At 66.1% G+C, this 11633-nt stretch carries 10 protein-coding genes and 1 pseudogene; 3 read left to right on the top strand and 8 right to left on the bottom strand.

Annotated elements, in window-relative coordinates:
- The 7 genes and pseudogenes from A8G08_RS11570 to A8G08_RS11600 all read right to left on the bottom strand — a co-directional run.
- Positions 1 to 410 (bottom strand): annotated as a pseudogene (locus A8G08_RS11570) (hypothetical protein); the annotation flags it as partial.
- Between the two features lie 13 nt (positions 411 to 423).
- On the bottom strand, positions 424 to 1185 hold the full coding sequence (locus tag A8G08_RS11575; protein WP_068273874.1) for a DUF8175 domain-containg protein: 762 nt from the start codon (positions 1183 to 1185) through the stop codon (positions 424 to 426).
- 22 nt (positions 1186 to 1207) lie between these two features.
- A complete protein-coding gene (locus tag A8G08_RS11580) occupies positions 1208 to 1684 on the bottom strand; it encodes a hypothetical protein (protein WP_157108522.1) in 477 nt (158 codons plus the stop codon).
- Positions 1677 to 2993 carry a MinD/ParA family ATP-binding protein gene (locus A8G08_RS11585; protein ID WP_068273878.1) on the bottom strand — a complete coding sequence of 439 codons (1317 nt, stop codon included), beginning with the start codon at positions 2991 to 2993 and terminating at the stop codon, positions 1677 to 1679. The genes A8G08_RS11580 and A8G08_RS11585 overlap by 8 nt, the downstream gene beginning before the upstream one ends.
- Before the next feature lie 52 nt (positions 2994 to 3045).
- On the bottom strand, positions 3046 to 3663 hold the full coding sequence (locus A8G08_RS11590; protein WP_068273880.1) for a hypothetical protein: 618 nt from the start codon (positions 3661 to 3663) through the stop codon (positions 3046 to 3048).
- Entirely contained in the window at positions 3660 to 5279 is a 1620-nt protein-coding gene (locus tag A8G08_RS11595; RefSeq protein ID WP_068273882.1) for a M23 family metallopeptidase, read from the bottom strand. The genes A8G08_RS11590 and A8G08_RS11595 overlap by 4 nt, the downstream gene beginning before the upstream one ends.
- A 52-nt stretch (positions 5280 to 5331) precedes the next feature.
- Positions 5332 to 7176: a cutinase family protein gene (locus A8G08_RS11600; protein ID WP_157108523.1), complete on the bottom strand. Its 1845-nt coding sequence runs from the start codon at positions 7174 to 7176 to the stop codon at positions 5332 to 5334.
- Positions 7177 to 8021: 845 nt separating this feature from the next.
- Between A8G08_RS11600 and A8G08_RS11605 the strand changes: the two genes are divergently transcribed.
- A complete protein-coding gene (locus A8G08_RS11605) occupies positions 8022 to 8471 on the top strand; it encodes a helix-turn-helix domain-containing protein (RefSeq protein WP_068273887.1) in 450 nt (149 codons plus the stop codon).
- Between the two features lie 202 nt (positions 8472 to 8673).
- Here the strand turns inward: A8G08_RS11605 and A8G08_RS11610 are convergent, their stop codons facing one another.
- Entirely contained in the window at positions 8674 to 9666 is a 993-nt protein-coding gene (locus A8G08_RS11610) for a hypothetical protein (RefSeq protein ID WP_425394552.1), read from the bottom strand.
- Positions 9667 to 9991: 325 nt separating this feature from the next.
- On the opposite strand from A8G08_RS11610, the gene A8G08_RS28460 reads away from it, so the two are divergent.
- Entirely contained in the window at positions 9992 to 10534 is a 543-nt protein-coding gene (locus A8G08_RS28460) for a GNAT family N-acetyltransferase (RefSeq protein ID WP_425394553.1), read from the top strand.
- 485 nt (positions 10535 to 11019) lie between these two features.
- Positions 11020 to 11633: HAD family hydrolase (locus A8G08_RS11615; RefSeq protein WP_068273891.1), on the top strand; the 614-nt coding region annotated here is incomplete at its 3' end.

An 11633-nucleotide genomic window follows, 5' to 3' on the forward strand; every position in this document is an offset into this window, starting at 1 on the left:
CGGCCCGCCGCGACCGCGGCCTGGACCTGCGGGTCGGGGATCCCGTTGTCGCGCACACCGCTTCGCCACACACGCGCCTTGGCCGTATCGGGCAACTGCCAATACAACAGCCGCTCCTCGACCGGGAACATCGCCCGCAGGTAGGCGCCCATATCCCCGCCCCGCTCGCGGCACGGGCCGGCGCTGAACCAGGACGCGGACTTGAACTCCTCGGTACCGGCCACGAACCTGCGCAGATCCGCCGGAAACCCCTTGGGCAACTGCGGAGCCCCCGATGCGGCACCCGAACTCGGTGCCGTGTCCGCGTCGGGGACGGTGTCCTCGGCCCACGCCGCGTGTGGCCCGCCGAGCACCAGTAGCGCAACTGTCGTGAGCATCAGGATGATTCGCTGCCACCGTCGAGTCCGCATCGCTGGCGGTCCTTTAGTTGACGTAGAAGGAGTAGTAGCCCTGCTGCACCGGGTCGGCCAGGGCGCTGTCCGCCGGTGGCGCGGTCACCGCGGGATCGGACGGGTCCGGACCGGTCCGGAAGGTCTTGTCCTGCACCTTCCAGTCGCCGTTTTCCCACACCAGCGAGACCTCGTCGGTGGACCAGGCCACGCGCACGGCCTTGGGATCGCCGGGGGTGATCGAGTACTGCGAGGTCGACATTTGCCAGATCGATACTTTGGCCGCGTCGTCGCTGTACGACGTCACCGTCACCGCAGCCGGTGCCACCGTCAAAGTCCCCGCATTCGGCACCGGCTTCTTGCCGTCGTCGACCAACTTTCGGAGTCCTGTGGTCGCCGCGCTGGCAATCCGGGTGCTTTCGACCGACCCCATTCGGATTCGGCCTGCCGCCGCGTCATCGAGTGCCTGAACGGTGTTGACGGCGGCGGTGGCGGCCCCGTCCGGGTCGCGGGTGTAGCCGTTGGGGACGCCGTCGACGATCGTGCTGGGGCCGTGAGCGGTGCGGATCGGTACGCCGATCCCGGCCTGCTCCCCCGCCGTGGTGTCGTCGCCGGCGGCTGTGCAGCCGCGGACGCAGGCCGCGATCACCGCGAGCACGATCAGTGCGACCAGGCCGACGGTGACCCACCGGAATGTCCCCGACCACAACGACGGCAGTGGCGTACCGGGATCGCCGGGGTCGGCGGGGGCGGTGTCGCGGGTGCGGGCACCGAGTTGGGAGTAGTTGCTGCGCATTGGGTTCTGCCGTCCTTTCGGGTCAGTGGGGGGCGAAGTTCGCGGCGACTGTCCACATGAACGGCAGCGCCACCATGACCGCGACACCCAGCCAGGACCAGCGGGCTTTCTGGGTGCGTTCGACGGTGTCTTCGACGTGGGCTTGTTTGCGGGCGATCGCCATCGCCGCGGTCGCATAGATCGAATAGACACCGAGGACGAAGAACCCCAGCGCCCATGCACCACCGAGGGCGATCTTGCGCCAGTTGTTGAACTCGACCCCGAAGATGGAGAAGTCCGGTTTCACGCCGTTCCACACATCCCCCACACCGCTGGACCCACCCGGCGCGTCACCGGGTGGGGGCACCGGTGGCTGGGCGTGCGCCAAACCCGGGGCCAGGATCGCGATCGTGACCACGACGGCGACCGCCGCGGCCAGCGTGAGGAACCAGACACCGCGCACAGATAAGGGTTCGGGGGCGCGCCGACGTCGCGGTGGACACGTCGTGGTGTCAGTCATGGTGCACCTCGTTTCCGTTGTGCCCCACCGCACCCACCGCTTCCGCGGCCGGCACGAGCACGGGCGCTGGGATCGGGGTGCTGGATCGCGCCGGGCTCGCCGCCGCGCGCACCGTGGGATGGGTGGCGCGGTGTCGGGTGGTCGGGATCGGGATCGGCTCGAGGTCGATAGGCCGCTCGCGGCACCCGTCGTGCAACGCGCGGGAGACCTGGGCTGCGACCTGGGTCCAGGCGCGGCGGGTGGCGGGGGTGAGCCGGTCGTAGACGATCCGCCCGGCACGACCGGCGAGCATCGGATCGTGCGGCACCTCCAGGATCGCGGTGATGCCCTTGTGCTCCAGGAGCGCTCGCACCGTGTCACGGATCCCGGGGCTAGTGCCGTCCGGTGGGGTGGAGGCGACCACGATCGCGTTAGCCACCAGCGCGTCCAGGCCGTGCCCGGCAAGCCGGTCGAGCATGCCGCCGACGATCCTGGCGGTGTCCTCGCGATACTGCAGCGGGATCACCAGCAGATCGGCGCGGTGCGCGGTCCAGCGCCAGTTACCGGCGCGTTCGTTGTTCCCGGTGTCGGCCACGATCAACGGGTAGTGGCGGGCCAGCACGCGGTAGATGTCGGCGCATTCGTCCCACCCGATCTGGTCCATGTGCTCGGGACTGTCGTCGGAAGCGAGAATGTGCTCGCGGGTGGGTTGGCGGCGCAGGAAGGCCGCGATCTGCGCCGCCGACCCGGTCGCCAACTGCGGGGCGTGCGCCATCAGATCCCACACCGTCGAGTCGGTGGGTGCCGCAGCGGCGCGCAGGGCGAGAGTGCCGCGGGTTTCGTTGTTGTCCCAGCCGACCACGCCGCCACCGCGCAGCAGCGCGAAAGTACTCGTGAGCATGAGGGTGGCCGGGGTCTTGCCGGCACCGCCCTTCGGGTTGGCCACCATCACCAGTTGCGTTCCCGCCCAATGGGCCTGCGCGGCCTGTTCGGCCAGACGGTGCTCGACCTCCGGTGGGCGCGGCTTCAACCTGCCCCAAGCGCCGAGCAGTCGGTTCAGCTCACCCCGGATCCCCCACCGCGCTGGGTCGTGCTCGGGTCCCGGCGGGTCGGCCAGCAATATCGGCGCCGGATCCGGGGCGAGAGCAGGCTCAGGATCGGGTACGGTCTCCGGCTCCGACGCGGCGCCGGTCACGGGCGCGACCGACCCCTCCGCGACACCGTCGGGTTCGGTGTCGGTCGGGTTCACCGGAGCCGGAGTGCGTGGTCGGCCTTGCAGGATCAGGTTCACCGGCTCCTCGGCCCAGTAGGCCTGTTCGTCGTGGCTCATCCGGGTTTCCTTCCGTTCGTCGCTGCTCGGTACTGTTGCTGCACAGTGGTTTTCATCGTTCATCGATGCTGCTCACCTCCCAGCCGGTGGGGCCTCGGTGCAGGACCAGACCCACTGTGGGGGTGCGGGTATCCAGCACGCGGCCCTGCGGGTCGTACACGGTCTGGGTGACCAAGTACACGCGGAACGCCTCGGACGCGGTCTGGGGCGGAACCAATTCGGGGGACGCGTCGACGCGGGCATCGACGGTGGCGTGCGCGGCGGCCCACCGGTTCCACTGCCCGCCCGCATCGGTCACCGACGACGACCCCGTGACCGCGGCCGCGAGCGAGCCGTCCAGCAACGGAACCGCCCGGGCGGCAGCATCGTTGGGACCGGAATCGGTGTTGGTGTTCCACGAGAACCACACGGTCAGCGCCGCACGTGCGGTCGCGTCCGGATCGGTGCGATCCACCCCGGCCAGCGGCGGGGCCGTCGAGGAGCGTTCCCGTGCGGGCATGGTCGGTGTGGAGCCGGCGAATTCCTCGACCGCCGCAGCCGGCGGGGTCCACTGCTGCGCCAGCGCCTCCGACGGTGCGGGCGGGTGCGCGCCCGTACTGCACCCGGCGATGACGACCGCGAGCAGTGTTGCCGCGCAAACATTTCGGGTGAGCGTCCGACGGCCGGTCATGCCGCCACCTCCATGGGTGCGGCGAAGACGGTCGCGGCGCGCACGGGAATCACGCGGACGTAGTTGCGGGTCTCCGGGTTCTGGCACACCCCGCCCTGAGCAAGCGTGGAACCGGGCCCGCAGTTGTACATCGACAACATCAGCTCCACCACGTCACCGTGCAGGTGGCCCTGCGCGACAGCATCTTTGACGATCCCGACGAGTTCGCAGTCATACGCCGCTTGGGTCATCACCGCGTCCGGGATCGAACGCGTACTCTTGACGCCGTCCCCGTCACCATCAACGGCCTTGGCCGCCCACGTGCCGGGCACGAACTGCGTAGGCCCATCGGCCTGAGAGGCCGCGTTGTGCGCATTCACGTCGAACCCGGACTCATTCTCGATCTGCGCCGCCAACACCGGGGCAGTGACCTCTGGGCATGTGGTGGCGGCCTTGCGGATCCACGGCTGGAACGGTGCCGGCACCGACCCCGCCTTCAATGATCCGCCCGGCCCCGACGGGGTCGGGTCGCAGCCCGACCGCGGCGTTCCGGTGTCGGGGCCACCCGGCACGGGGCCGTAGGTTTGCCCAGGTGCCGGGAAGCCGTGGCCTTCGGTGGTGACGTGGACGTGGTCGAAATGGTTCTGGGTCGCCGACCCGCGGTCCTCCATCGTGTTCGGCGTCCCGTTGGCGGGACGGTACTGCTGGCGCCAGATCACGTACACCACCGCGAACGGCGCCTTGTTGGCCATGACGTAGTCGGCAACCCGATCACCGAGGGCCTTGCCTTCCGGGGTGTCCCAGCCCGGGATCATGATGTCCGCGGCGCGCCCGGACGGATGATCCGGATACGCGTCCTGGGGGCGCCACCCGCCGATCGTGGTGATCTGCGGGAACCGGACCGAGATCGCGCGCGCCAGGCGTATCGTGTCGATCTGCCAATGCGCTTCGCTGCCCTTGCTCGCCGGCAGCGCCGCCATCTCGACCCCACCCGTATTCGTGCGAGTCCGGGCGGCCACTGCGTCCGTACGGTATGGATCGGGCTCGGCGCCAACGGAAGTGGTGGCGTGGGTGGCCAACCATGGTCCGGGGTCGATCGCGTGACCGCCGGATAGGCGGCCACCCGGCCAGACCTCGAAATGCAGATGTGGGCCGGTGGATTCGCCGTTGCTGCCGACGTTGGCGATGTGCTGGCCAGCGCGCACGGTGTCGCCGGTATGCACGAGCACACCGTCCGGGTACATGTGCCCGTAAACCGTCGAGACCTTCTGCCCGTCGACCGTGGTGTCCAGGACGATCCAGTCGCCGAACCCAGTCGCAGGCCCCGCCGCTGCCACCGTGCCGTCGGTGACAGCCAGGATCGGAGTGCCCGCCAGTGCCGCCATGTCCTGCCCGGAGTGGAACCCGCCATCGCGCGGCCCGAACCCACTGCTGAGCTGGAACGCACCCGGCGCGACCGGGCTGACCACTCGCCCCGACCCGACCGGACCGCCACGAGGCATGTCCGGCAAGCAATTCGGGTCCGGGGGTTCACGATGTCCGGTCACCGCCGCCAGAAACACCGCGATCAGTGCAAACGGCGCGGCCGCGGCCACTAGCAGCCAGAGCGTGCCCGATCCGCTTCCACCGCCGTTCATCGTGCCGACCCCCGGGTGGTGGTTCGCTGCCCGCGTCGGACCTGCATCGTGGTCACCTGCTCACTGGACGGGTGATCGCGGTGATGCGGTTGATCAGCCACTGGGTCAGCCATTGCACGGCAGTGCGGCCCGCCGCGTCGATCGCCGTCGTGTCGTAGCTTTGATGCGCGCCGGAGGTGAAGAACTGCAACGCGTCGGTTCCCTCGGTGAGCAGCGCCGACAGGGAATCCGCGCCTTGCGCGGACACGAGCTGCCCAGCGGCGCTCGGTAGGCCGCTCAACGCGGCCGGGTCGGATTTGGTGCCACCGGTCAACGCCTTCACGGCGATTGTGGCGAAACCCAGTGCGGTCGGGATGATCGGCAGTAGCGAGGCGCCGACGCTGACGAGATCCGCGCCGGACGCGATCGCGCGCGCCACACCCCACAGATCGTTCTGCAGCTGCCCGAATTGCTTTGCGAGACCGACAATGTCGATGTTGCCGAGCAAGTCCACCACCAGCGCGGCAATCGACACCAGTCCGGAGGGATCGAGCGGACCCAACACACTCAACAGGCCGGAAACCATGTGAAGGTCCACGCCCGCCGCCAGAACCACCACCGGGCGCAGCAGGTTGTTCAGCTCCCCGAACACCGCCTGCAAGTGCTCCACCTTCCCCGCCGGGGTGTCGGGACCCAGCAGAATCGGGCCGACCCGGTTAAGCCGATCGAGGATCTCCGGCAAGTTCACCGCCAGATCGGCGCCGTTTTTCACAACGTTCGTGACTTGCCCGATCAAGGTCGACGGCTTCAACACCGACAGCACACCGGACACGGCGGAGAGCTGGTCCGCGGGCGTGGCAGTCAATGGAGCTGTCTGGTCCGACAGTTGCCCCGCCGAGTACGCCACACCGGCCGTCTTCGGCGTGGTTGCGCTGGCGATCCGCGCGCCGATCGTCTGCAGCGAGCCGATCGCGCCGGGCAGGTCCATCGACTCAAGAGTGCTGAGCACTCCCCCCGCCTGTGCATGCAGCGAATCTGGTGGCGCCGTGCCCAGTTGTTGCCGCACTGCCGGATTCGACTTCGCCCAAGCGGTCACGTCCGACAGGGGTTGCAGGGTGCCCAGCGCCGAGCTCGCCGCATCCGCGACGACCTGGGAATCTGCCGGGTCGGTCGAGTTGGCGCGCTCGCTGATCGTCGCGACATTCTCGGCCAGCTTTGCCGGATCCGCGCCGGAGAAGTCTGTAGTCAATCCGTCTGGTGACTGCTGCCCGCTTTCCGGGTCCAGCATCCGTCCCAGCGACGCGATCAGCGGGTTCTGGGTGGCGTCGGTCGAGCAGTACTTGTCGGCCGGGTCGCAGAACTGCGCCACGACGGGAGATAGGCCACAGAAGCCCTCCTGACGCGGACCCGCGATCCCGGTTCCCGCGACCGGGGGGCCAACGAGTTTGCCGCCCTTGGTGCCCTGGCGGGGGTCGGCGATCAAACCGACCGCGATCACCCGGTCCGCGGTGATTGGATCACTGCGGCAACCGATTTCGGAGACGGCGTCGCCCGCAGAGTCCGCGCCCTGGCTATAGCCGACGATCGTGGCCTTAGACGACCGGCACTGCGCGGTGAACGACCTGAGAGTGTCCTTAAGCGCTGCGGTCCCCGCATCCTTCGATTGGGCATAGGACAGGCCCTTGTTGAATGCGGACCGCGCCGAAGCTGGGAAGACGACCTCCACGTCGTCTCCGAACCGCGTCCGCAGGGCGTTGGCAGTGTCGGCGAGCATCCCTACCGGCACAGCCGGATTCGATGCCTGGTCACCTTCCCCAGTGCCGGACATGAACGCTGCCAGCACTGCCGGGCAGTTCGCACCTTGGGCGGTGGTCGAGGGCGCTGCTGCGGCGTACTGCGGGATTGAGACGGCCAGCACCGCCGCGACCGCGACAGCCAGAGCCGGCCGAGCGCTGGGTCCCGCACCGATCGCGGCGCGAGGACCTGTACGTCGCGTGTGCAGAATCGGCCCGTGCCACCCGGAGATCCGGCTCGCACGGCTGAAACGACTCGTGTACTTCGCAGCGCTAGTTTGTCCCGATCTCACTCCAGACTCCTTGCCGTAGAATCGATTACGCGGGGCGCAACGCCGGCGAAGAACCGGAGTGCGCAAGCACGGGCCGAATCGGGGAGATTCGGATCGAAGGGGCCCGACTGGGTTCCTCACCCGGATGTGCAGTGGCCAAGAGAATCTGGCCGGAATCCCGTCGACCCCATGCTCGGTGTCCGCGAGATGCTGGTGGGGATGACGGTCGAGAATTGCCCGACCGGTTCGGCTTCACGAAGGCCAGATGTGATGTCGCAAACGGTTCCCTGCAAAGCGATTCCATGGGCCTTGCGAGCAAGAACGGTTGCGCCAGTCCTCGGACCGCGTCGATACATGACGCGCAGAATGGTGGCTGTCTACGCTGGACCGCCTGATGTGCGGAGTCGTCCACCGCCCTGCGATCCTGGGCAAGGCGCGACGAGTCGACTATCGTGAACAAGGCAGAGTCCCTCTCTGCACGAGAAATGAACTGAGCGGCCACTAACCGCTTGGTTTCGAACCCCTGGTCGCTGCGAACGACCGGGGGTTTCTCGCCTGATGTCGAATCAGACCAATTGTTTTCGGGTTACCTCCAACCCACGTCAATACATCTAAACGCTACATTCACCAGGGACGCAGTCAAGCGACGTGAGACGGTTTAATGCAATTAGTTGGCCGATGACCGAGAAAGCACCCCGATGAGCCGGAGCGCCCTGCGAGGATTCGACAGTGAGCGGTTCGCTGCCGCCCGGGTCGCCGCAGGCATGAGTCGGGGCGATCTTGCACGACTCGCCGCACCGCTCAGCGCTGTCACCATCCAGCGCTGGGAGAACGGCACGACCTCGCCACAGATTGACATTCTTCGGCGCGCCCTCGACCGGCTCGGCGTTGCGGCCGAACAAGTACTCATCACAGACCCCGAGGACAGGTTCCTGAGCGACTACCGCCACCTGCGACTCATGACCCAAGCCGAACTGGCAGGTGCCGCTGGCCTCGACACGACGACGGTGCAACGGCTCGAACGCGCCGAGCGTCCGATCACCCAACATGCCGCGGACGCGATTGCACATGTACTCGAGATTTCGCCCGACCAAGTGCACGACGCCTATGAACGCGCCCGCACGCGACCGCCGGGCACACCGGCCTGAAGTATCGGTGACAGAACCATATTCGAGCATGCGAACCCCCACCCAGATAGTTCTTGGTTGTTCGCCGGCACAGACGAGGTACCGGAATCATCCGAAACCGTCTGAGACTGGAATCGGGTATCGCCAAATACTATGTGGTGCGGATCACACTCGCAATCGATCCTGAGACGTCGGGCGAAATCTCACGGAGCTCGCTCGTAAGTCAACCGAGGCCAGGGTGACCCGTGTCTGTGACCGGCACCGGATCGGGATCGTTGGTCTCCCCGACAATCTTCAGTTGGATCAATCCGAGCTGCGGACCTGCACCGTCGGGCGACCTTACGAGCGCACCCTCGCCATCAACAACGGTCCACCCACCGCCGAACCGACGCAAGCGCACACCGCTCACCCCGCCATGATCCTTCTTGCCTGCGAACAGATCGGCTGCCACCGCGAAGATCCTCGGAACGTCCTCAGGATGCGGTGTGTCGCGATCATCAACCATCCCCTTCCATTGAATGTCGGGCAGAGGGTCTGTGATCCAGCGAATCAAGCGCATCTTCTTAATGTCGACCAAGGCGAAATAGGAATCACCCGACAACGTGGGGATTGCTGCCAGCGTGGCAGATTCGAGCGATTCCCATGTACCAGTCGACGGCACAGAAACTTCATGAATGATCCCGCGCCACAGCTCCGGTTCGGATGCATCCCCCGACACCATCGCCAAATGCATTGAGGCGCGCGATGCGTCCACTCTCCGTAGCTTAACCAACCCGCTCCAGAACGACTTCGGCTCGCGCCCAAGCACTTTCCGGATCAAGTCGAACGAGTTGTCGATCTCGAAGAGTCGAAACGCCTCCGGAGCCGTCAGCGTTCTCCGTCCGTCGTATCTCGATCCACGGGTGAACGCGTCGGGAAGCTGCGGCGGGAGTTCCACGAGGCGGTGGCCTGAGTTCCAGGTAAACGGCAGAACTCCCCTTGGAGGTCGCGGGCTGTCACCCACGCGCCCAACCCAAATCATCGCACCGAAGAGATCGGGTCCGGGACCCAGCAGCGGCCGGGCGATCAGTTGAGTCGCAGCGTCGCCAACGTCAACTCGGTGAAGCGTTTCGTTCGCTTCAGCTGGGGAATTCTTCCACGCCGCGATCTCGCCTTCGACGGCTTCCATCACCGTGCGAGCGATGCGGCCGCTTGCCCCCTCGCTCAGCGTTCGCAACAGTGACGTCCGCTGTTTCGGGCGCCCATCAACACCAATGACACCTATTGTGTCACTAAAAGTTTCAACGACTATCCACCCGACGCTAGACACACGCGGTCGCCTCCCCCAGGCGCTTGCGAGGAGCAAGAACAGACTCCCGTCCTTCAACTCTACGGTGGCCGATCGCCGGAATCCACGACATCGAAACGCCGGGTTGATCGCCGCCGCGCAAGCCACCGGAGTCGGTGCGAGAATCGGCAACGTGCTCGTTCGTCGCGCCACGGTTGCAGATATCCCCATTTGCGCCCGGATTCTGTCTGAAGCCTTCGCCGATGATCCCCTCATGACCGTGCTCTGGCCTCGACCGAGCGACCGACACAGGCTGCTCAGTCGATACTTCGACGCCTCCATCCGCTATCACCACATCCATGGAGGCGGGGTTGCAGTCGCCTTTGACGAACAGGGCAGTCCCACCGCAGCGGCCGACTGGGACCCGCCGAACAGATCCAGCCAGTCACTACTCAGTACGGTTCGAGCCAGCCCACACCTGATTGCCGCGCTCCGTTCCGCGCTCCCGCGCGCCATCGGGGTACGTCGAACCCTCGACCGACGACAACCCGAAGAGCCGCATTGGTACCTCGCCCACATCGGTACCGTCGGCGACGCTCGTGGGCGAGGTTACGCGTCCGGAATCATGCGCCAGCAGCTGGAAACGATCGACCAGCAGTACCTACCCGCCTATCTCGTCAGTACACGCCCAGAGACAGTTCCGTTCTATCGGCGGTTCGGCTTCGACGTGACCACCGAATTCCCTCTCGTCAGCGATGGCCCAGTAATGACTGGAATGTGGCGCCCACCCCGTAGTCGAAAGTCAATACAGTGTTGAGTCGAGGGTGTTCCCCAAACGACGTCACTACGCGCCGCGTGCTGCGCCTACGGCCGAAACTGGCTTAACTAACGAACCCGTCTGGAGAAGATCGAACCTGGGATCGCCGAGGAACATCCTTCGAACATATGATCGAAGTGTGATGCTCCGCCGTACGCGCCGCGGCTGGTCAGAAGATGCACCGACGCACTGCCCAGCCGGCCACCGACTCGGTCCACGCCACGTTCTAGTCGGATCGCAACAGTGCGCATGCGGCCGGCTCCACCGCACACATTGGTGCACGACGTGCGGACGGACCGTATACACCCCCTCGCTGGGGGCACGATGCAGAGTAAAGGATCTCGACGGGCGGTGAGTGTGTCGCATCGAGGGACTCACCTGGACCGCTGCGAGAATTCAGCGATGCTTCCAGTCGAGCCAGGGGGACTGCGGGCCGTGGTTCTCGCCGCTGACGCCGCCGGGCGAGATGGGTAGGGTGAGCGACTGTGATTTCTGCAGTGGTGTTCGATGTAGGTGAGACACTCGTCGATGAAACTCGCGAATACGGCACCTGGGCCGACTGGCTCGGCGTTCCGCGCCACACGTTTGTCGCCGTCTTCGGCGCGGTGATTGCTTCCGGTGCTGATTACCGCGACACGTTTCAAGTATTCCAGCCGGGCTTCGACCTCGATCGTGAGCGGGAGGCGCGCGCGGCCGCTGGAAAGCCCGAGTGGTTTGGGGAAGATGATCTATATCCAGACGTTCGCACTGCACTGAGCTCACTTCAGCATCTCGGTGCTCGCGTGGGAATCGTTGGCAACCAGACCATCCGAGCGGGACGGATTCTTCGTGAGCTTGAGCTACCAGCCGATTTCATTGCTACATCAGATGATTGGGGCGTGCAGAAGCCAGACTCTGGCTTCTTCGATAAAGTAGTCGAGACTTGTCAATGCGCTGCCGAAGAGATCGTCTACGTGGGCGACCGAATCGACAACGACGTCGCTCCAGCCAAGAAGGCCGGTATGCGAACGGCATACATCCAGCGCGGCCCGTGGGGCTGGATTCTTCGGAATAGACCCGAAGTCGCCGAACTGTCTGACTGGTACCTCCACACTCTCGA

Origin of the sequence: Aldersonia kunmingensis (genome assembly GCF_001646865.1) — a bacterium.
GTDB lineage: Bacteria > Actinomycetota > Actinomycetes > Mycobacteriales > Mycobacteriaceae > Aldersonia > Aldersonia kunmingensis.

Excerpts from the sequence above, each read along its gene's own strand:
- A8G08_RS11575 (WP_068273874.1), bottom strand. The coding sequence starts at position 1,185 with ATGCGCAGCAACTACTCCCAACTCGGTGCCCGCACCCGCGACACCGCC.
- A8G08_RS11580 (WP_157108522.1), bottom strand. The coding sequence starts at position 1,684 with ATGACTGACACCACGACGTGTCCACCGCGACGTCGGCGCGCCCCCGAA.
- A8G08_RS11585 (WP_068273878.1), bottom strand. The coding sequence starts at position 2,993 with ATGAGCCACGACGAACAGGCCTACTGGGCCGAGGAGCCGGTGAACCTG.
- A8G08_RS11590 (WP_068273880.1), bottom strand. The coding sequence starts at position 3,663 with ATGACCGGCCGTCGGACGCTCACCCGAAATGTTTGCGCGGCAACACTG.
- A8G08_RS11595 (WP_068273882.1), bottom strand. The coding sequence starts at position 5,279 with ATGAACGGCGGTGGAAGCGGATCGGGCACGCTCTGGCTGCTAGTGGCC.
- A8G08_RS11605 (WP_068273887.1), top strand. The coding sequence starts at position 8,022 with ATGAGCCGGAGCGCCCTGCGAGGATTCGACAGTGAGCGGTTCGCTGCC.
- A8G08_RS28460 (WP_425394553.1), top strand. The coding sequence starts at position 9,992 with ATGACCGTGCTCTGGCCTCGACCGAGCGACCGACACAGGCTGCTCAGT.